Source organism: Arthrobacter sp. S2(2024), from assembly GCF_036662515.1.
In the GTDB taxonomy this organism is placed as follows: Bacteria; Actinomycetota; Actinomycetes; order Actinomycetales; family Micrococcaceae; genus Arthrobacter.
Genome location: NZ_JAYKZI010000005.1, coordinates 139,986 through 160,672 on the forward strand (window position 1 = coordinate 139,986; position 20,687 = coordinate 160,672).

Here is a 20,687-nt window from a genome sequence, read left to right on the forward strand (position 1 = left end):
TGGCAGCAAATGCCCTCTGGGAGCGATTTTGCGGGCATCAGCTGCCAGCTCGCGCTTAAGTTCAGGCCGCTGGCGCGGTGGGCGAGGGGGACATGAGCTGGGCCGGGGTCAATTTCGCCCAGGGGGAGTCCGGGGCACCCTGGATTGCTGCCTCCGGGCTGTCTCCCTGGGTCCACCACTTGGCCTCGAACGCGGACCCTTCGAAGACAATGCGGTCGCCCTTGTGATAGATCGTCTCCGGCGCCCATGCCGGGAAAGTTCCCGCAGGCACCGTTGCTTTGGGGCTTGGCCTGTCGCCAGGAAGCACCGGACCCACGAGTTTCCACGGGGTGGCACCGCCCTGCAGAACGGGGTTGTCCGGGACGTCGGCGCGGGTCCACCATTTTGCCTCGTAGACGCTGCCGTGCCACACCACCCTGTCCGCCGCGGTGTAGGCGGCGTAGCTGCTCCACACCGGATAAGGGCTGGTTGCGGGATCGTCGGTGGTGGGCGTGGCACTGATTGAGGCAGTTGCAGTAGGCGATGGAGCCACAGCCGGCGTAGGCAGCCCTACATCATTGGCAAGCGTGGCGGAAAACAGTTGGGAACCCTGGACCACCCCGCTGCATCCGTCCGAAACCTTGCTCACATCCGGGTAGTTGGGGCTACACGTCCGGTCCCTGTTCATGGACCACATCGACAACCTACCGAGGCCCTTGTCCTTGACGAAGCTGTTCATGGTGGCGGCATCGTCGAGCGTGAATATTTCGCCGGCAATGTCGTTCTGGCCCACCATGACGGTCAGGCCGAGCTTGCGCCAAAGGGTTTCGCTGCCAAAGTCGGTTCCGGCGTTGCGGTAGAGGGCGGCGAGCTGTCCGTGGGCGGCATCCGCGGCTGATTCCGCGGCCCGGGACATGCTCCAAGCCGCAGGCTTGCTGGCGCCGAAATCCATCGTCATGATGTTTACGCCTTCCAGTTCGACGCCGCCCGCGAGGGTATGCGCCACGATGACCTGGCCTTGGCTCGTGAGTCCGTCCGGGTCGGCCGCAAGGGTGAGCCAGACGGCGAGGGGCTTGCCGCTGGCTTTGCGTTCCTTCTGAAGGGCGGCGATAGCTTGCGCACGTCGGTCGGCAGCGGCTATGTCGCCCAAGGCGGCGCCTTCGACGTCGAGATCCACCGTCGCGACGTCGTAGCGATCCACGATCTGCCGGTAGGCGTCGGTCAGGGACTTCGTGTCCTTGCAGGAAACTGCGAGTTCATTGTTGTTCATCCCGCCGAAGGAAACCGCCGGGGCCCCTCCAAGCTGGCGGAGCCGGGCGATCCTCCGGTCCAGATCGAGGTCGGAAGCTGCCTGGTCCGGGCTGTACGCCGCACCCCAGGACGGGGCGCAGCCCTGCTTCCGATCGGCGACGACGAAGGACAACACCACGGCCTTCGCGCTGGGAACGGCTGGATCTTCGAACGCGAACCGCGGCGTCGCCGTCACGTCCACATAGCCGGAAAACACCGAAGGCATGGAGGCCGCGGCGCTGACGTCCTGGACGTTGCGGAGTCCGAGGTAGCCCGCCGTGACCGCAGCCACCACGATGACGCAAAGGATGCCCAAACGCAGGACGGACAGCCGGCGGCCGGGAAAGCGTTTCGACACAGAGATACCCCCAGAGCATTGGAATAGGACTTCGCGGATGTCCGGGAAAGAACTCACTCCGGTGGTGGCTGCGCAGCTTGGCGTAGCATTTCCACGAGTCTTATCCCAACTACGCGTCGTTCGCCTATCATAGGGGCGCACTGTAGTGCGGGCCGTCACATTACGCCTGCATTGTGCCGCGCGTCCGCTGGGGGCGCACGGACGGCGAATGGGGATTCATGTCGGACCAGATCGTGCTGCTACGCCCCGATGACCAGGGAACCGCGGACGGGCAGTCTTCAAAAGCCCGGAAGCGTCAGTGGGGCGCGGAGAAACGCTCTGAACCGCTCTCGATCGTCCACCCAGCACCGTCGCGCCGCAAGATAGTCCTCGGCCGCGTCGGCGTCCTCACCACTGTCCTCGCCTGGCTCGGCTATGTGATCACGACCGTGCTCAAGCAGCTCGTGGACAACCCCGGCGCCGGATTCCGCTTCGGCGCCGAAACCCTCTCCTACCTGGTGGTGGTGTCCTTCCTGACGTTCTCGGCACTGATGTACCTCACCGCCCGCCAGGGCGCCCTGACCCGTTTTCGGGCCCACCGTCGGGTTCCCCGAGGGGAGCTCGACCGGCACTTCTTCGACTACTCCGAGGGCATCACCGTGCTGATTCCCTCCTATGCGGAGGAACCGGAAGTAGTCCGCGGCACCATGTGGTCCGCGGTCCTGCAGGAATTCCCGGACCTCAGCGTCGTGCTGCTCCTCGATGACCCACCCTTCCCTGCAGACCCTGACGTGCTCCGCCGCCTCGAAGCCACCCGCGCGCTCGCCGGCCAGATCACGGAAACCCTCAAGGAACCAGCGGCGAGGGTCAACGGCGCCTACGCGAGGTACCGCCGTCGTCGTCGTGATCAAGAAGCTGAACCGGGGGCCGGGCCTAACGCGGGCACCGAAGTTGAGCGGCTCATCGCCGAATACCAATACGCCGCGGAATGGCTCGAAGCTATGGCCGAGACCGAGTCCGTCGAGGACCACGTGGACGAGTTCTTCGTCGATCTGGTCCTCATGGGCCTGGCCCGGGAACTGCGCCTGGTGATCCTGGCCCTGACAGCCGCGAACGCGCAGCGGACCTCGCCCGGCCCGGAACGCATCGCTGAACTGTACGCGCGGCTGACCTGGATCTTCAACGCCCGGGTGTCCACGTTCGAGCGGAAGCGATTCGCGAGCCTCTCCCACGAGGCCAACAAGGCCATGAACCTGAACGCCTACCTTTCGCTCATGGGCGGGACGTGGCACCCGGAACAGACGGCGGACGGCACCGTCTTGCGGCCCGCAGGAGTCGACGACGGCGATGTGCTGTCCGTCCCGGACACCACCTACGTCCTGACCCTGGACGCCGACTCGATGCTGCTGCGCGACTACTGCCTCCGCCTGGTTCATCTTCTCGAATCCCCGGGCAATGAAAAGGTAGCCGTCACCCAGACCCCGTATTCCTCCTTCCGCGGGGCACCGACCCGGATCGAACGCATCGCCGGCGCCACCACGGACATCCAGCACATCCAGCACCAAGGCATGACCCAATACGGCGCCACGTTCTGGGTTGGAGCGAACGCCGTGATCCGCAAACGCGCACTGGAAGACATTGTCGAGATCTCGACGGTGGGTGGCTTTGAAGTCAGGACCTACATCCAGGACCGCACGGTCATCGAAGACACCGAGTCCAGCGTGGACCTTGGCAAGCACGGCTGGACCCTGGCCAACTACCCGGAGAGGCTCAGCTACAGCGCCACGCCGCCGGACTTCGGATCGCTCGTGGTGCAGCGACGGCGCTGGGCCAACGGCGGCCTGCTGATCCTTCCCAAACTCTGGGAACAGATCCGCAAGCGCCGTGGGCAGGCCCGGCCGGTCCTCTTCCGCGAGATCCTGTTGCGGGTCAACTACATGGCCTCCATCACCTGGGCGAGCTTCGGGCTGCTGTTCCTCCTCGCGTACCCCTACGACAGCCGCCTCCTCAGCCCCTTGGTCTTCCTCGCCGCCCTGCCCTACTTCCTGGCGATGGGCAGCGACCTGCGGGACTGCGGCCACCGGTTCAGCGACATCTTCCGGATCTACGGCTTCAACCTGGTGCTGCTGCCGGTCAATCTTGCCGGCGTCCTGAAGTCCCTCCAGCAGGCCCTCACGGGAGACAAGATCCCGTTCGTCCGCACCCCGAAGGTCAAGGACCGCACCGCGGCCCCGGCCCTCTACGTCCTGGCTCCGTACTTGATCGTTGCGTTCTCCTTGTTGACCGTCTGGCGCAACTGGCAACTTGGAAACTGGGGCAACGCCGCTTTCGCCGCCTTCAACGCCATCATGGCCGCCGGCGCGATCCGGGCCTATATCGGACTGGCCAACTCCGGAGTGGACCTGTACCTTGGCGTGCTGAACTGGCTGTACGTCGAGCCCAAGAAGCCGAAGGCGCTGCCGCCGGCCATCATTCCCAAAACCCCGGAACAGGTCGACTGGGAGTCGCTGCTCTACCACGGTGACCGCCGCCTGAACCGGGACCTCCGCGGCAAGAACGACCGCCGGAAACGGGCCGGATCGGTGTAGGGCTACGCTGGCATAGGGCGTCGGCGTTCCGGCTCCGCAAGGTCATCCGGCTCCGCAAGGTCATTCGGAAGGGGCACAATGAATCCACTTGCAGTGGTATTGGGATCCACCGGCTATATCGGTGGACGGCTCGTTCCCCGATTGCTCGACGCCGGTTACGACGTCCGGGTCCTGGTGCGCCATGCGAACAAGCTCAGGGACGTCCCCTGGGCGGACCGTGTGAACGTAATGATCGGCGACCTCGAGGATGTCGACTCCTTGCGGGAGGCTTTTACCGGGGCCGACGTCATTTACTACCTGGTGCACTCGATGGGTCCATCCGGCCAGCGGTCTTTTGAACAGACCGAAAGGCTCTGCGCCGGCAACGTTGCACGTGCGGCAGCCGACGCTGGCGCCGGACGGATCATCTACCTGGGCGGACTGCACCCGGAAGGAACGCTCAGCCGGCACCTCCAATCCCGCAAGGAAGTGGGCGACATTTTCCTAGCGGAACCGCGCGTGCCCGCGATCGTCCTTCAGGCCGGCGTCGTGATCGGTTCCGGTTCGGCGTCGTTCGAAATGATCCGGCAACTGACCGAGGTGCTGCCCCTCATGGTGGCTCCGCGATGGGTGCGGAACAAAGTCCAGCCGATCGCGATCCGCGACGTGCTCTATTACCTGGTCGCGGCGGCCGCGCTCCCGGCTTCGCTCAACCGCACCTTCGACCTGGGCGGCCCGGACGTCCTCCGGTACGACGAGATGATGAACGGTTATGCCGCGGAAGCGGGGCTGCGGCGTCGTCCGGTGATTGCACTGCCCGTCCTGACTCCCTGGTTGGCATCCCAGTGGGTCAACCTCGTCACCCCCATTCCCCGGTCCTTGGCCGTGCCGCTGATCGGATCCCTGCAGCAGAACTGCGTGGTCGGGGAGCGGGACATCCATCAATACATCGATCCACCCGAAGCCGGGCTGCTTGGATACCGTGAATCGCTTCGCCTGGCATTGGCGCGGGAGGCCGGCGGGGAAGTGGAAACCAGCTGGCAGAACTCCTCCGTTCGCGGTGCTCCAAGTGATCCGCTTCCCAGCGACCCGCAATGGGCCGGTCACCTGGTGTACCAGGACAACCAGCAGCAGCTCACGACGGCGACGCCGCAACAATTGTGGCAAGTCATCGAAGGCATCGGCGGGGACAACGGCTGGTACTCGTTTCCCCTGGCCTGGTCCGTGCGCGGCTGGATGGACAAGATCGTGGGTGGAGTGGGGCTCCGCCGCGGCCGGCTCAGTCCGACCCGCCTGAATACGGGGGACGCGCTGGACTTCTGGCGTGTGGAGCAGATCGACCGCGGCTCGCTGTTGCGCCTCCGCGCGGAAATGAAGGTCCCGGGGCGGGCCTGGCTGGAAATGCGCGCCGAAGAAGCCGAAGGCGGGGCGCTCTACCAACAAAGGGCGATCTTCTTCCCCAAAGGCCTGGGCGGACGCTTGTACTGGCTTGCGGTATTGCCCTTCCACGGCGTCATCTTCAAGGGAATGGCCAACCGAATTACGGCAGCGGCGGCGTCGATGGCGGACGACGATCCGGCCTTGCCTTAGCGGCCGGAACCGTTCGCTGCCGCGACGTACACCGTGACGCCCAATTCTTGGATGTTATCCCGGGTGTCCCGCTCCAGTTCATCGTCGGTGACGACGGCGTCCAGTTGCTCGATCGGCGCGACCCGGAACTTCGCAAAGGTTCCGAACTTGGTGCTGTCCGCCAGCAGGAAGCAGCGCGACGCTGCCTCAAGAGCGGCCAGTTTCATTTCCACCTTGTCCATGGACGGCGTAGTGACGCCGCGAGAGAGGCTCCATGCGCCGGTGCTCATGAAGAACAGATCGATGTTGATGTGCTTGATGGCGTCGGCTGCCATGCGGCCTGAGCTTGAAGCGCTGGAAGCATCCACCACACCGCCGGTATGGATGGTCTCAACGTTGGGGTATGCGAATAAAGACGTGACCACGTAAAAATCGTTGGTGACCACCGTGATGTTCTTCCGGGCACCGAGATAGGGGACCACGGACTGGCAAGTTGTACCGGCGTCGAGGAACAAGACCATGTCATCCTCAACGAACTGGGACGCAAGCTCGGCGATTGCTTTTTTCCGAGGCAGCTCTAGCTGAGCCCGTGATTCCCGCTCCCGTGGAGGTTCCTGGCTGGTCCTCTCCGCCAAACGCACGCCTCCCTGGACCGACAACACATGACCGGCATCTTCGAGGGCCGTAATGTCGCGCCGGATGGTCATGTGGGAGACGTTCATGGATTCCGTCAGGCTGCGGATGCTCAGCACTCCCTCGCGGCGAAGCAAGCGAAGAATCTCCTGATGGCGCTGCTCCGGGATCAGGGGAGGTGATGTTGACGAACTCAAGGTTGCTCCTTCGCGGTGACAAACCCATCTTAACAAGTTTTCACACAGTGTTCCGATTTGTGTTTGCCGCCGGAGTCGGGAACCTTCTTGATCGCCGCGGCCTTGCCTTATACATCGACAAGTGTGAATATTTACGTGTGTCTATGTCCTTGCAGTTGACGCCCGTCGAGGCGGTGGCGTGTTGCTCGCCGCTGTCCCGGGAGCCCTTGTCTGAATCCGAAGCCGAAGGAATCGTTCCGCTGCTGAAAGCGCTGGCCGATCCGGTACGGCTGCGGCTGATGTCCCTCGTGGCGTCCCATGAGGGCGGCGAAGCCTGCGTGTGCGATCTGAACGACGCGTTTGAGCTGTCACAGCCGACCATTAGCCACCACCTGAAGGTCCTGCACGAAGCAGGTCTCCTGGAACGCGAAAAGCGGGGAGTCTGGGTCTACTACCGCGCCCGAACCGACGCGCTGTCCGGCCTGGCGGCCTTGATCGGGGGACAGGGCCAGTGAGCGTTCTGACACGGCGGGCCGTGGCGGAGTTCGTGGGTACTGCCTTCCTGGTCATGGCCGTGGTGGGGTCCGGGGTCATGGCCTCGAGACTGTCCCCGAACGACGTCGGACTGGAGCTCCTGCAGAACAGCGTCGCCACGGGCGCCGCGCTCGTGGCGTTGATCCTGGCGCTGCAGCCGGTCTCGGCATCCTTCAACCCGGTGGTCACTTTGGTGGAGCGCGCCCTGGGGATCCTGGATACGCCCACTGCGCTTGCACTGATCGCCGCACAGTTCGTAGGAGGCCTCGCCGGGACAGTGCTGGCCAACCTGATGTTCGGCCTCGACGCCGTGACGCTCTCCACGCACGAACGCGCCGGGGGAGGGTTGTGGCTCGGCGAAGTCATCGCGACCATCGGGCTGCTCTTGGTTATCTTCGGCACCATCCGCTCCGGACGCCCTGAGCGCGTGGCGTTTGCAGTCGGCGGCTACATCACGGCCGCCTACTGGTTCACCAGCTCCACCAGCTTCGCGAATCCCGCCGTGACCGTGGCCCGGACCATTACCGACACCTTCGCCGGCATAGCCCCGGCCTCCGCTCCGGCGTTCATCCTCGCGCAGTTGTTGGGCGGAGCCGTAGGGTTCTTCCTGATCCGTACCCTGTACCCACGCGTTCCCGCGTTGCCTCCGTCTCTGTCAGCTCCCGCACCCGATCGAAAGGTCCTCTCATGAGCGCTGAAACCGTCAAGAAACCCTCCGTCCTCTTTGTCTGTGTCCACAATGCAGGCCGTTCCCAGATGGCTGCCGCCTTCCTCACGACCCTCGGTGAGGGCCGGATCGAGGTCCGCTCGGCGGGTTCCCAGCCCGCAGACAAGGTCAACCCTGCCGCCGTCGAAGCCATGGCCGAACTTGGCATCGACATGTCCGCCGAAATCCCCAAGATCCTCACCACAGAGGCCGTCAAGGAATCCGACGTCGTCATCACCATGGGCTGCGGCGACGAATGCCCGTACTTCCCGGGCAAGCGCTACGAGGATTGGGTCCTCGAAGATCCGGCCGGCCAGGGGATCGAAGCCGTCCGGCCGATCCGCGACGAGATCAAGACCCGCATCGAGGACCTGATCGCATCCCTTAGCCCTGCCGCCTAGCGCGGGACGCCGGAGAACTGGACAAACCGAGGGCAGCATGGATTCAGTGAAGAACCTTCCCATTGCAGTGATCGGCGCCGGACCTATCGGCCTGGCCGCCGCTGCGCACCTCCTTGAACGTGGCTTGGAACCGGTGGTCTTCGAAGCAGGCCCGACGGCGGGGGACGCGATCGAACAATGGCGCCACATCCGCTTGTTCTCACCCTGGCGGTTCAACCTCGACGCCGCTTCCCTCCGCCTGCTCGATGCATCCGGGTGGGAGGCACCGCGCCCCACGGCACTCCCGTATGGCGGGGAGCTCATCGACAATTACCTTGCACCTTTGGCCGCCCTTCCTGCCATCGGCTCCCGCCTCCAGACGGGTGCCCGAGTTGTGGCGGTCACCCGTGCAGGCCTGGACAAGACCCACGTCAGGGACCGTGACACCACGCCGTTCGTTGTGCGGGTCGAGCACGAGGACGGCGAAATCCGCGACCACACCGCGGCAGCCGTCATTGACGCTTCAGGAACCTGGTCCACCCGCAATCCGCTCGGCACCTCCGGCCTGCCCGCCATCGGCGAGAACGCGGCTGCTGAGCGGATCTCCTCGCCCCTTCCCGACGTAATGGGCCGGGACCGCGCCGCATTCGCCCGCCGCCGCGTCCTCGTGGTGGGGGCAGGGCACTCGGCCGCGAACACCCTGATCAACCTCGCGGACCTCGCCAAGGAAGAACCCGGAACCACGATCCTCTGGGCGGTCCGGGGCGCCTCCGCGGAGAAGGTCTATGGTGGCGGCGACGCTGACGGTCTTCCCGCCCGCGGCCAGCTCCGATCCCGGCTCCGCCGCTTGGTCGAGGCCGGCACCATCGAACTGCACACCGGCTTCGGCATCCGCACCTTGAAATCCCTGGATACCCATGTGAGTGTCGAAGCCGCCGATGGCCGCACGCTCGACGCGGACGTCGTCGTGCCTTGCACCGGCTTCCGCCCCGACCTGGACATGCTCCGCGAACTCCGACTCAACCTTGACCCCGCCATTGAAGCACCTACAAGGCTCGGCCCGCTGATCGATCCTGAATTCCATTCTTGCGGCACGGTGCCTCCGCACGGCGCGAGGCTTCTGGCGCACCCCGAGAAGGACTTTTACATCGTGGGCATGAAGTCGTACGGCCGGGCCCCGACCTTCCTGCTGGCCACCGGTTACGAACAGGTCCGCTCCGTTGCTGCCGCCCTCGCCGGAGACCAGACCGCCGCTGACACCGTCCAGCTTGAACTGCCCGAAACCGGGGTGTGCTCCACGGATGCCGGTGCCAGCTGCGACGTCCCCGCCCAGGAGATTGCATCATCGGAGGACGCCGGCTGCTGCGCGGCTCCCGAGCCGGTCCTCGTCGGGTTCCCCACCGGGCTGACCCACGGACGCTCGGGCGCAGCCTGATGCAAGAATCGGCGATCTCAGATGCAAGAATCACAAGCATGATCGAGTCAATCAAGACCCCGAGCGTCCTGTTCGTCTGCAGCAGGAACGGCGGAAAGTCCCAGTTAGCCGCCGGGCTCATGCGTGACCTTGCCGGAGACGCTGTCGCGGTTCATTCCGCGGGCACCAACCCATGCGAGGCACTGAATCCCGAATCCGTGGAGTCCCTGAGCGAACTCGGCATCGACGTCACCGGCGAGCACCCCAAACCGGTCACGAACGAGGTGCTGGACGCCGCCGACGTCGTGGTTGTCCTGGGCACCGAAGCCAAACTCGAACGCCACGGCACGGCCCGCGTCCTAACCTGGGAAACCGACGAGCCCTCCGCTCGCGGAATAGAAGGCATGGACCGCATGCGCCTGGTCCGTGACGACATCAATGCCCGCGTCCACAAGCTGTACGCCGAACTCGTGGAAAACTAAGCCGCCGGCTTTTCTTCGGCCGCCGATTACGGGACAGGCTCCTCCGCCTTGCACACGGCCTCAGCCGGTCAACTCCTTGATAGTCACAAGCGGGGCCCGAGGCGCTTTCCGTGAAATCCCGACTAAACCGGGTCCAAGCGAAGGCTCGGAGACAAGCCTTCGCCTTATGCTGGCTGAATGGCACGTACCGCAAGAGAACGCATTGATGGCGATCCCGTTTCGTCGGGCGTTTACGGTGCCCTCCTCGATCAGATTTCTGCGCTTGACGGGTGTGAGCTGCAGGAGAACGCCTCGTCGTTCCATGTCGCTCACGGGCGCGCGTTTCTGGGGATCCATCCCCGCCGAGGCGGGATTCTGGTCAACATTGTTTTGGACAGGCAACTCGAATCTGATCGTGTACACCGCGCCGAGCGTGTATCTGCTAACCGGTGGCATAACGAAGTCCTCCTGAAGGACCCTTCAGAGCTTGATGCTGAGATGCTGGCCTGGATCCGCGAAGGATATGCCCTCACTGCCTGAAACAGGATGAACGCAGGTTCGTTTCCGAGGGCATGAAGCTTTGGCGGGCCCTGCCCCACCGGACCAGATTTGGCCGGCCCGCCCGGGCCGAAAAACTTGACACGATCGGCGTTCCTTCGGCGGTCGATTGCGGGACACTTGAGCCATGGATCCGGGCCGGGAAGCAACCGTCGCCGAATACGGGCGTGCCTGCCTTCAGCTGAAAAGTTGGCTGGCGAACGCGACGCCATCGGATTTGAAGCGCAAGAGCAACGGGACCCGCTGGACCAACGAGGAACTGCTTTTCCACATGGTCTTCGGATACATGATCGTCCGGTCCCTCTTGCCCTTGGTCCGCGTCATGAGTCGCCTGCCCCGATCCTGGGGCAGGGGGTTCGCCGCCGCTTTGAACGCGGGAACCGGCCCGTTCGACTGGGTGAACTATTGGGGTTCCCGGGCGGCCGCCACCGTCTATGACCGGCACCGGATGGGCCGGAAACTCGAAAAGACGATCACGGTACTGGCGCAACGCCTCGAACGCGAATCCCCGGACTCCCTGGCCAGATCGATGCCTTTCCCGACCCGGTGGGACCCCTTCTTCACAGCTGACATGACGCTCGCGGATACCTATGCCTATGCCACCCGGCATTTCGACTTCCATGCGCAGCAGCTGAGCCTCCGGCCGCCGAAGTTTTAACAATTTTTCACAGACTGTTCCAATTTGTGAATATTTGGGGTAATCTCTTAATCAATGTTAACCAAATTTGAAGTACTAGAGACCATCGTCCGCACCGGCGCCTTGCTGATTGCCCGCCTGGACACTGCCGACGAGGCCTACCGTGTATCTGAAGCGGCCATCGAGGGCGGCATCCGTGCAGTGGAGGTCCCGTTGACTGTTCCCGGTGCCCTGGGAGTCATCGAGCGGCTTGCCGATAAATACGGGGACCAAGGCATCGTGATTGGCGCCGGTACCGTGCTCGACGCAGAAGCTGCTTTTGCGAGCATCTCTGCGGGCGCCCGGCTGTTGGTCAGCCCGCAGTTCAATCCGAAGATGATCGCTGCAGGAAACCGCTACCAAGCCGTCACTGCCAGCGGTGCATTCACCCCCACGGAGGTCGTCAACACCCTCGAAGCCGGGGCAGACATCATCAAGCTGTTCCCCGCTGAACTGGGCGGGCCCTCATATGTCAAGACCATCCTGGCGCCCCTGCCGCAGGCACCCATCATGCCTTCCGGCGGAGTTACGCCCGCGAATGTCGGCGCCTGGTTCGGCGCGGGTGTGACCGCCGTCGGCGTGGGAAGTTTTGTGACAAAGGCGGCCCGGAACGACGGCGACTACGGACTAGTCGCCCGCGCTGCGCAGACCTTCCTCACAGCGATCGACGAAGCCCGGCGCTAACCGAAGCCCGGCGCTAGCCGGCAAGCAAATCCGGCAGGAGCCGGCGAAAGCACAACCCGACAAGGACTGTCGGTCAGAACACAAAGGAGTGAGCTGCATGAGCCAAGCATCAGCAGATATAGACGCCACGGATACCAAGCCCCTGAGGCGCGTGAGAATCAGGTGGTACCTGGTAGCTCTGCTGGTCATCGGCGGGATCGTGAATTACCTGGACCGAAACAACCTGAGCATCGCGAACACCACGATTGCCAAGGAATTCGGCCTTAACGCCCTTCAGATGGGGTTGCTGCTTTCGGCGTTCTCGTGGCCGTACGCTATTGCCAACCTGCCTGCCGGCTACCTTGTGGACAAGTATGGTCCCAAGCGCATGTTCGCCTGGGCCGCCGGACTCTGGTCCATCATCTCGATGCTCTCCGCCCTCGCCAATTCCTTCGGCTTCCTGTACGCCGCCCGTGTGGCCTTGGGTATTTCGGAATCCCCATTCTTCACTTCCGGGCTGAAGGTCGCCGACCGTTGGTTCAACAAGACCGAGCGCGCCCTGCCGGTCTCGATCGTCAACACCGGCTCGCAGATTGCCAACGCCATCGCCCCTCCGCTGCTGACCTTCCTGTTGCTGACCATGAGCTGGCGCGGCATGTTCATCGTCATCGGCGCACTCGGCGTGATCGTCGCCCTCGTGTGGCTCCGCGTGTACCGTGACCCCACGCTCAAGGAACAGTTCCTCATCAAGGGTGCCGAGTTCGAAGAGCAGTCGAAGCCCAAGGAAAAGCAAGCCGGCTGGGGCGAACTGCTCAAGCAGAAGAACACCTGGTTCATGGTCCTGGGCGCGTTCGGCATCTTCTACACAGTGTGGGTCTACCTCACCTGGTTGCCGAGCTACCTGCAGACCGCCCGTGGCTTCAGCCTCAGCCAGAGTGGCTGGCTCGCGGCCCTGCCGTTCCTCTGCGGCATCATTGGTGTGCTGACCGGCGGCGTGATCTCCAGCAGGGCCATCCGCCGCGGCATTCCTACCGTCACCGCCCGCAAGCTCCCGATCGTCGGAGGCGCGCTCCTCGCCGCCGCAGCCGTCCTGCCCGTTGCCTATGTTGATAACTCCGCACTGGCTATCGTCCTGCTCTCTGTCGGTTACTTCGCCGCCCAAGTGCCGATCGGTGTCCTCTGGACGCTGGCAGCGGACATCGCAGAACCCTCCCAGGTGGCTTCCTTGGGCGCCATCCAGAACTTCGGCGGCTTCCTCGGTGCGGCACTCGCTCCGATCGTCACTGGCTTCATCCTTACCGAAACCGGCGGCAACTACACCCTGGTCTTCCTGATTGGCGGAGTCCTGCTGGTGGTGGGCGCACTCTCCTACGGCTTCTTCGTTAAGGACCGCCGGACCACAGTTTCGGCCTAGCCTCGGCGCTGTGGCGGGGACGGCAACAACGCCTACCCGCCACAGCCCTTGACTGAAAGAATTTGATCCAGGGTTCAATGCAGAACAGACAGTTGAAGACAACCATGCCGCAGGTATTTTTCGTGATCGGGCCGGCGGGCTCCGGCAAGTCGAGCGTCAGCAAGCTCCTCGCCGAACACCACGGTGCCGCTTACATCGACAAGGACACCGCCACCAAGCGATTCACGGAGCTGCTGTTGACACTCGACGGCTCCGATCCGAACGAGCGCGATAATAATGAGTTCTACCAGCGGGCCATCCTGCCGCTGGAGTACGCGTCCATTTTGGACCTCACCCGTGACAACCTGAGCGTCGGCCGCTCCGTGGTCCTGGACGCACCCTTTGGCAAGTTCTTCGCCGATCCGGACTACCTCATCAACGCCGGGCGCGAGCATCATTGGCCCGAGGCCGAACTGATCGTGGTGCATGTTCGAACCGATGGGGAGGCCGTCAGGGCGCGCCTTGTAGCCCGGGGATATGAGCGCGACGAATGGAAGCTCAATAACTGGGAACAATTCTGGGCCGCATCCCAGGTCAACGCCTGTGAGTGGAAAGGTGCCCGCCACGTCGAACTCGACAACAGCGGCGACGCGATCGACGTCGGGCTTCTTGACGTTGTGTTCGGCATCGGCGGTGTTCCGACGTCCGACCCGCCGGCTTGAGCGACCGCCAAAAAACGAATGTCCGAACTGCGCGGCACGCCCGCTATGACGGGTTTGTGACCGTCTCCACCTAGAATTGCTGGTTGAAGCAATTCAAACGAGAGCCGCGGCGCACAACGCTGCGAATCCTAGGGGACAAGACCATGCCGGATTCCGTGGAGAACGAAGCCAGCGCCGCTGCATCTATCGAAGGGCAGCCCGAGCTTCGTCGACGCCGCGATCGCCGTCGCGAAGAGGGTGACCCCTGGACAGGAACCATGCCGATCATCACGCCGAACGATTCCGACGCACCCGCATCCACGCCTGCCCCGCTGCAAAGCAGATCGTGGGCCGAAGCGGCAGCCGCAGCCGACGCATCCACCGGAGCGGTCACCGACCCGGCCAGCGGTGACGCAAGCCGTGAGGAACCGCGCCGCGAGATCCCGACAGCGGCAGCACCGGCGTCGGGCGCTGACTCGCCGGCATCCGCTCGAGCCGGACGGGCCGCAGCCGCCAATGCTCCGATTTCAGACTTCATCTCGTCCCCGGGTTCCTTCGTGAGGGAACAGAAACCGCGTCCCATCGGTGGCTTCCGCGGCATGCTCTACAGGCTGACCGGTGGCGCGTGGAACCTCGGTCCCAGCGCCAAGCAGCGTGAAGAGGACGAGCTCGCGCGGCGCATTTCCCGCCAGCTTCAAGGCAGCTACAACACCGCCGTGCTGAGCCTCAAGGGCGGGATCGGCAAGACCTCGACGACGGTCGGCGTGGGCCTCACCCTGGCGGAATTCCGCGGCGACCCGCCCTGCGCCATCGACGCGAACCCGGATTCCGGCGACCTCGTGGAGCGTGCGCTGGGCGAGGGCATCTACCAAAAGGCCACGCCGCGCACCATCACGGACCTGCTCAAGAACGTGGACAACGTCGATTCGCTCACGGCGCTGGCCCGGTACATGCACCATGCCGGCCGACTGCACCTGATCGCCGGTGAACAGGACCCGGAAGTTTCGGATTCGCTGACCGCCGAGGAATACTTGCGGATCCGCCAGCTGATCTCGGGCTACTACTCCATCGCGCTGACCGATTGCGGTACCGGCGTCACGCACAATGCCATGAGCGGCATCCTGCAATCGGCCGACAACCTCATCATCGCCGCCGGCTACGCCGTGAGCGGTGCCAAGCGTGCCCGCAGCACCCTTCAGTGGCTTGCGAGCCACGGCTACGAGGACCTCGCCCGCAACGCGATCGTGGTGATCACGGACAAGGATGAGGTGTCGTCCCGCGTGGACAAGGATGCCATCGAGGAACACCTCGCCGGGATCTGCCGCCAGTTGATTGCCGTCCCGCACGACAGGGGAGTGGCCGACGGCGACCTGGTCACCCTTGACGTCCTCCGCCCCGACACCCGGCGTGCGTACAAAGAGATCGCGGCCGCGATCGTGGACGGGTACGTGTAGCGCCTCCCCTTTTCGGCGGCCCCGCCCAACTAGCTCGCATTAGATGTCGTTTTGAGCGCTCAAAACGACATTAACTGCGAGTCAGTTGGGTGGGGCTACTTAGTTATTGCCTAGCGTGACGCCCGCGACACTCTATTACTACTTGTTTTTGCCCGGGTAAGAGCGGGTTCTTACTCGACTACTACGCGGATTGCAAATTGTCGCTTCCGCCGGGATTTCCCTAAAGTTGCACCTGGACGTCATTCGCTTTGCGGGGCGACCTCGCCATGACCGGGAACTGGGCCCGGGCATGGTGCACCCAATTCCGTGCCTTCATGACACCCTGCTGCGCCCGTCTCTGAACCCGAGGCCAGCACCCAGGAGCCTCTTTTGATTCCCAAAAAACTTGCCTTGATGTTCGCTGCCGTGCTTCTCCTCGGAGTGACGGGTGCCACGGGCGCTCGGCCTTCCGCCAACACAGCGCCCGACGCCGGCGCCGCACCAATCGCGAATGCCGCACCCGCCGCTGAGGTGGCCCCGCTCGCGACGCCAGCTCCAGCACCGCCCGCTGCCCCCACTCCAGCACCGCCCGCCGTTCCGCAGCCTGCCGCCGTACCCGCGCCCGTCGTCGTCGTGCCCCAGGCTGCCGCCGTACCCCAAGCGGACGCTGTACCCCAAACCGACCAGGGCGGCTCCGTCAAGGTGCTCGACACCACCGCGGCCATCACCGACCCCAACTGGTTCCGCCAGGCCTACGCCGAGGGCTTCCGTCTCTACGTGATGCACTCCACCGTCTGGGGCACGTGCACTCCGTGGCAGCAGACCCAGGCCCAATTGAAGATGGCGCTCGACGCCGGCCTCAAGATCGCGGTCTACACGCGCGACGCGTCGTGCTGGTCGAACGGGATCAAAGCGGCCGGTCCGTACATGTCGCAATTGCAGTTCTTTGCCCTGGACATCGAACCCGGTGGATCCCTGGTGACGCGGGCCATGGTGGATGGCGTGCGGAGCCTCGGCGTTCGGCCCGTGATCTACAGCGGCAGCGGCATGTGGCCCGGGCTGATGGGCAACAGCACCGCATTTGCTGACGTGCCCCTGTGGGATACCGACACGAGCAATCTCAACTACGCCAGCTGGGTCCCCAACTACCTGGCACCGAACCCCGTGCAGTACGGCGGCTGGAACACGGCCGGCACCATGCGCGTCGGCATCCAGCAGAAGTTCGAACATACCCTGAACGGCATCAACGTGGACCTGAACTCGTTCAACGCCAGCTTCCTGAAGTAGTCGCTGCGCTTCGTGCCCTGCGCCGCGCTAAATTCCTGACGCGGGCGGAATTCCGGGGGCGCAGGGAAAAGACCGTGTCGGAGAGCACTGGAGTTGTCCACATGGGGGAATTCGGCCCTGTCGCGGGCCCCATCCCCGTGGCAGGTTCTTAGGCATGACCCGCTTGCCACGCCTGATCCTCAGCCGAGATCACCTTTTTCACGGAACGACCCTCAAGGAACTCGCCCGCAGCGCCAAAACGGGTGCCTTGCGTCGCGTCGGCCAAGGCGTGTACGTCGACGGCGCCACGTGGGCAGCGCTGAAACCGTGGGAACAATACCGTGTCCAGATCAGCGCTGCGGCCGAAACCTCCAGAGCGCGGACCATTTTCGCCAGGCACTCGGCGGCGTCAGTATGGGGGATCCCCACCATCGGCCTGCGTCATCCGGTGCAGGCCGTGACCCTGAGGAACGACGGCGGCCGCTCGCGGGCAGGGATAACCCGCCACTACGCGGACCCCTCCGGCCTCAAGGTATGTCGCCGCGAGGGACTCCTGGTGACTGACAGGGTTCGCACCGTACTGGATCTGGCAGCTTTCACCCCGTTCGTCGAAGCCGTCGCTCCCTTGGATCACGTGCTCAAAGCCGACCCGAAACGGGGATTGCCTGCCATCACGAAAGAGGCACTTCTGGCAGGAGCGGACGGAATTTACACGGCGGCGGCCATCCGGAGAATCCAAACGGCGGTCGAATTCGCAGATCCCCTGTCCGGATCCGCGGGGGAATCCTACAGCCGCGCCTTGATGCATGTCGGCGGCTTTGAGGCCCCGGTTCTTCAACGCGAATTCCGCGACGAAGCGGGCCTGGTGGGCTTTTCGGACTTCTATTGGAAGGGTGTGCGGGTGGCCGGGGAGTTTGACGGCATCGACAAGTACCTGAAACCGGAATTCCTCAAGGGACGGACCCCCGCTCAAGCCGTCGTCGAGGAGAAGCTGCGCGAGGACCGGATCCGTGCCACGGGGTGCGGCGTCGTCCGTTGGGTGTGGGCGGAACTCATGGCGCCCGGCGTGTTAGAACGGAAGCTGGCAGCGGCAGGCGTGCCCCGGCGTCGTCCGCGCGGAGGCTTTTGACGCTGCGCGGAATGCCTGACGCCGCGCGGAATGCCTGACGCTGCGCGGAATGCCTGACGCTGCGCGGAATGCCTGGCGCTGCCGGAATTCCGTGCGCGACAGGTATTTCGCGCGTCGCAAATGGAGTGGCGGCCTAGGATGAAAGGGATGACGACAACCAGCACCGTTCAACCCTTCAATCTCCGCAGCATCGCGTTGCCCGCCTTTGGGCCCGCCCTGCTGTTCTGTATCGGCGAAGGCGCAGTGCTTCCGGTGGTGGCCTTGTCCGCCCGAGACCTTGGTGCGTCCGTGGCTGTTTCCGCGTTGGTAGTCACCTTGATCGGGCTGGGATCCTGGTTCTTCAACCTGCCCGCCTCGCTGATCACCATCAAATTCGGCGAACGATGGGCCATCGTGGCCGCAGGCGCAGCCGGAGCGTTGGCCTTGTTGGCCGCAGGATTCGCGCCGCTCCTTGAGCACAACGGAATCTGGCTGCTCGCCGCGGCGATGACCGTCGTCGGGATGTCCACGAGCGTCTTCAACCTCGCGCGCCAGAAGTACCTCACGGAAGCCGTCCCCGTGATTTACCGGGCCCGCGCGCTCTCGACGTTGGGCGGAGTGACCCGGATCGGTGTGTTCATCGGCCCGTTCGTCGGTGCGGCCGTGATGCAGTTCGCCGGCATCAGCGGGGCGTATTGGGTTGGCGTGGTGGGCATGGCGGCCGCCGCGGTGTTGTCCCTCACCATCCCGGATCTCGTCTTGCCGGACGACGTCGACGGCGGCCGCAAGGGTCCGGAGCCTACCCTCCGTGGTGTTGCGGTTTCCCATGCGGGCGTGTTCCTCACGATCGGGACCGGGATCCTGCTGCTCAGCGCCCTGCGGGCCTCACGCCAAGTTGTCATCCCGTTGTGGGCGGACCACCTGGGGTTGGACGCGACACACGCGTCTCTGATCTACGGCTTGTCCGGCGCGATCGACATGCTGGTGTTCTATCCGGCCGGCAAGCTCATGGACCGTAAGGGGCGCATGTGGGTCGCGGTGCCGTCCACCCTCATCATGGGCGCGGCGTTGTTCCTGATGCCGTCGTCCGCCGAGTTCGTGGGGCTCCTGCTGGCCTCGCTCCTGATCGGCTTCGGCAACGGCATCAGCTCGGGACTCATCATGACTCTCGGCGCCGACTTTTCCCCGGAGAAGGGCCGCGGGCAATTCCTCGGCCTGTGGAGGTTCATTTCCGACGCCGGTGCCACGGGCGGGCCAGTGCTGCTCTCGGCACTCACTGCCGCAGTATCGCTCGCGGCGGGCGTCTGGGCCACGGGCTTCCTGGGCGTGGCCGCGGCGGCGGTATTCGCCGTCGCGCTCCCGAAACTCAAGCACCGCAGGAACTACTAGTCCCCAGCCGCCCCTAGCTTCGCAAGCTCAGCCAGGGAACCCCGCGGCTGTGGGCCCACCCACCGGCTCCCTCGCCGGTGGCGTTGCCCAGACCCCCTCGCTTTGCAAGCCACCACCGGCGGTGTGGGTATGCGGCTCCCAGATTCCGGTCAGGTGGCTCCGGTATGGTGAATTGGATGTTCTCAGTCATCGCGCCTCCGCATCGTGCCCCCACTGCGAATCCGACCCCTGGGAATCCCGCCAAAGACGGCGCCCCGTCGCTTGGTTCAGGGGCACAGAATCGCCTGCCGAAGAGCGACGCAAAGCAGTCCCGGCCTGATCTGGCGACGCTCACCGCACTGCGTTTTGTTGCCGCTCTGTGGGTGGTGTTCTTCCACCTTCAAGCCATGCAGCACACCTTCCTCGCCCCCGTCTACGAGCTGTTCCGACCCATCATTGCCAACGGCGACCTCGGTGTGGACGTGTTCTTTGTTCTCAGCGGTTTCATCATCACCTACACGTACTTGGACCGACTCGGCCCACGGTTCAGCTGGCGAGCTTCAGCGGACTTTGTCTGGGCCCGGTTCGCCCGGATGTGGCCCGCGTTCGCGCTGGTGGTGGGCGTGTTGGGCCTTTGGTTGGTGTACGGGAGCGCGCAGGAATCCGTGCGGGAATGGTCCCTCCAGACCGAGTCTCCCGACCTGTCGCCGTGGGGTCTCGCCAAGCAGCTGCTGATGATGCATCTCTGGTTCCAGCCGGGTACCGACGGCGCCAGTTGGTTCGGGCCCGGATGGACGGTAAGTGCCGAGTGGCTGGCCTACTTGGCATTTCCGCTGCTGGCGCTGGTCCTGTTCCGGCTACGCCGTCTCCATCCGCTCGCGGCGCTGGCCGCCTCTGTGCTCGTTCTCCTGCCGACGGCCGTCTGGGGTCCGGACTTGCCCATCGCCACGGATGAGCATCAGCCTTACGAATGGCTGCTGCGGATCGCATGCTGCTTCATTGCCGGAGCCTTCGCTTGCATCGCCGCACGGAATGCGGACCGTATGAAATTCAACGCTGCCCTGGCCGGTCCGGCCGCCCTGCTGACCGGAACCGCCGTCGTCGTCTTTCTGGCCACGGCAGGTAAACCCGGTCCGGGACGGCTGGCCGTGCTTGCCTTCCCGTTGCTCATTGCCCTGCTTAGCCTGACCCGCGGCTGGCTCCGCTCGGCATTGTCCGCCCGGTGGCTGCAGTATGGCGGGCACAGCTCCTACAGCCTTTACTTGGTCCACATGTTCTTCATCTACCTCTTCTACTGGCTCATCAGGGACTGGCCGAACGGCGCCGGACCTGTGGCGGAGAACGAGCTCGGGGTGGCATGCTTGCTCGGGATTGCCTTGGCCACCCACCTGCTGTACAAGTATGTCGAGGAACCGGCCCGACTCCGGTTGCGCGCATTGGTGCCGAAGGTCGGTGCCGCGAGGCCTGGGGCGTGA

Annotated in this window: 19 protein-coding genes; 17 read left to right on the top strand and 2 right to left on the bottom strand. The window is 64.4% G+C overall.

Going from position 1 to position 20,687, the window contains the following annotated elements; translation table 11 throughout:
* Positions 1 to 61: 61 nt before the first annotated feature.
* The gene (locus VLA65_RS12865) at positions 62 to 1,627 is read right to left on the bottom strand and encodes a chitinase (protein WP_332602725.1); all 1,566 of its coding nucleotides are present in this window, start codon (positions 1,625 to 1,627) and stop codon (positions 62 to 64) included.
* A 218-nt stretch (positions 1,628 to 1,845) separates the two neighbouring features.
* On the opposite strand from VLA65_RS12865, the gene VLA65_RS12870 reads away from it, so the two are divergent.
* Both VLA65_RS12870 and VLA65_RS12875 read left to right on the top strand, forming a co-directional pair.
* A complete protein-coding gene (locus VLA65_RS12870; protein WP_332602726.1) occupies positions 1,846 to 4,194 on the top strand; it encodes a glycosyltransferase family 2 protein in 2,349 nt (782 codons plus the stop codon).
* Positions 4,195 to 4,272: 78 nt separating this feature from the next.
* Positions 4,273 to 5,763 carry an SDR family oxidoreductase gene (locus VLA65_RS12875; RefSeq protein ID WP_332602727.1) on the top strand — a complete coding sequence of 497 codons (1,491 nt, stop codon included), beginning with the start codon at positions 4,273 to 4,275 and terminating at the stop codon, positions 5,761 to 5,763.
* On the opposite strand, the gene VLA65_RS12880 is transcribed toward VLA65_RS12875, so the two are convergent.
* Complete coding sequence (locus VLA65_RS12880; protein WP_059387214.1) at positions 5,760 to 6,572, bottom strand: DeoR/GlpR family DNA-binding transcription regulator; 813 nt, start codon at positions 6,570 to 6,572, stop codon at positions 5,760 to 5,762. The genes VLA65_RS12875 and VLA65_RS12880 overlap by 4 nt on opposite strands.
* Before the next feature lie 143 nt (positions 6,573 to 6,715).
* Here VLA65_RS12880 and VLA65_RS12885 point away from each other — a divergent pair, with 143 nt between their 5' ends.
* The 15 genes from VLA65_RS12885 to VLA65_RS12955 all read left to right on the top strand — a co-directional run bounded on the left by VLA65_RS12885 (position 6,716) and on the right by VLA65_RS12955 (position 20,687).
* Positions 6,716 to 7,066: an ArsR/SmtB family transcription factor gene (locus VLA65_RS12885; protein ID WP_284991066.1), complete on the top strand. Its 351-nt coding sequence runs from the start codon at positions 6,716 to 6,718 to the stop codon at positions 7,064 to 7,066.
* Positions 7,063 to 7,776: an aquaporin gene (locus VLA65_RS12890; RefSeq protein WP_332602728.1), complete on the top strand. Its 714-nt coding sequence runs from the start codon at positions 7,063 to 7,065 to the stop codon at positions 7,774 to 7,776. The genes VLA65_RS12885 and VLA65_RS12890 overlap by 4 nt, the downstream gene beginning before the upstream one ends.
* Positions 7,773 to 8,192, top strand: a complete 420-nt coding sequence (locus tag VLA65_RS12895; RefSeq protein ID WP_306959068.1) for an arsenate reductase ArsC — start codon at positions 7,773 to 7,775, stop codon at positions 8,190 to 8,192. Before VLA65_RS12890 ends, VLA65_RS12895 begins: the two co-directional genes overlap by 4 nt.
* A 37-nt stretch (positions 8,193 to 8,229) precedes the next feature.
* Positions 8,230 to 9,606, top strand: coding sequence for an NAD(P)-binding domain-containing protein (locus VLA65_RS12900; protein WP_332602729.1), 1,377 nt, complete (start codon positions 8,230 to 8,232; stop codon positions 9,604 to 9,606).
* 38 nt (positions 9,607 to 9,644) lie between these two features.
* Positions 9,645 to 10,067 carry an arsenate-mycothiol transferase ArsC gene (locus VLA65_RS12905; protein ID WP_332602730.1) on the top strand — a complete coding sequence of 141 codons (423 nt, stop codon included), beginning with the start codon at positions 9,645 to 9,647 and terminating at the stop codon, positions 10,065 to 10,067.
* A gap of 177 nt (positions 10,068 to 10,244) precedes the next feature.
* A complete protein-coding gene (locus VLA65_RS12910; protein ID WP_284990933.1) occupies positions 10,245 to 10,586 on the top strand; it encodes a DUF5655 domain-containing protein in 342 nt (113 codons plus the stop codon).
* A gap of 145 nt (positions 10,587 to 10,731) precedes the next feature.
* A complete protein-coding gene (locus tag VLA65_RS12915; RefSeq protein WP_332602731.1) occupies positions 10,732 to 11,262 on the top strand; it encodes a DinB family protein in 531 nt (176 codons plus the stop codon).
* A 54-nt stretch (positions 11,263 to 11,316) separates the two neighbouring features.
* Positions 11,317 to 11,964 carry a bifunctional 4-hydroxy-2-oxoglutarate aldolase/2-dehydro-3-deoxy-phosphogluconate aldolase gene (locus tag VLA65_RS12920; protein ID WP_332602732.1) on the top strand — a complete coding sequence of 216 codons (648 nt, stop codon included), beginning with the start codon at positions 11,317 to 11,319 and terminating at the stop codon, positions 11,962 to 11,964.
* A 97-nt stretch (positions 11,965 to 12,061) separates the two neighbouring features.
* Positions 12,062 to 13,357: an MFS transporter gene (locus VLA65_RS12925; RefSeq protein WP_284990936.1), complete on the top strand. Its 1,296-nt coding sequence runs from the start codon at positions 12,062 to 12,064 to the stop codon at positions 13,355 to 13,357.
* 104 nt (positions 13,358 to 13,461) lie between these two features.
* A complete protein-coding gene (locus VLA65_RS12930) occupies positions 13,462 to 14,058 on the top strand; it encodes an AAA family ATPase (RefSeq protein WP_113990515.1) in 597 nt (198 codons plus the stop codon).
* A gap of 83 nt (positions 14,059 to 14,141) precedes the next feature.
* Positions 14,142 to 15,491: a MinD/ParA family ATP-binding protein gene (locus VLA65_RS12935; RefSeq protein ID WP_370872123.1), complete on the top strand. Its 1,350-nt coding sequence runs from the start codon at positions 14,142 to 14,144 to the stop codon at positions 15,489 to 15,491.
* 369 nt (positions 15,492 to 15,860) lie between these two features.
* Positions 15,861 to 16,757 carry a hypothetical protein gene (locus VLA65_RS12940; RefSeq protein WP_332602733.1) on the top strand — a complete coding sequence of 299 codons (897 nt, stop codon included), beginning with the start codon at positions 15,861 to 15,863 and terminating at the stop codon, positions 16,755 to 16,757.
* Between the two features lie 154 nt (positions 16,758 to 16,911).
* Complete coding sequence (locus VLA65_RS12945; protein WP_332602734.1) at positions 16,912 to 17,865, top strand: hypothetical protein; 954 nt, start codon at positions 16,912 to 16,914, stop codon at positions 17,863 to 17,865.
* Between the two features lie 147 nt (positions 17,866 to 18,012).
* Positions 18,013 to 19,233: an MFS transporter gene (locus VLA65_RS12950; RefSeq protein WP_332602735.1), complete on the top strand. Its 1,221-nt coding sequence runs from the start codon at positions 18,013 to 18,015 to the stop codon at positions 19,231 to 19,233.
* 176 nt (positions 19,234 to 19,409) lie between these two features.
* Entirely contained in the window at positions 19,410 to 20,687 is a 1,278-nt protein-coding gene (locus VLA65_RS12955; protein WP_332602736.1) for an acyltransferase family protein, read from the top strand.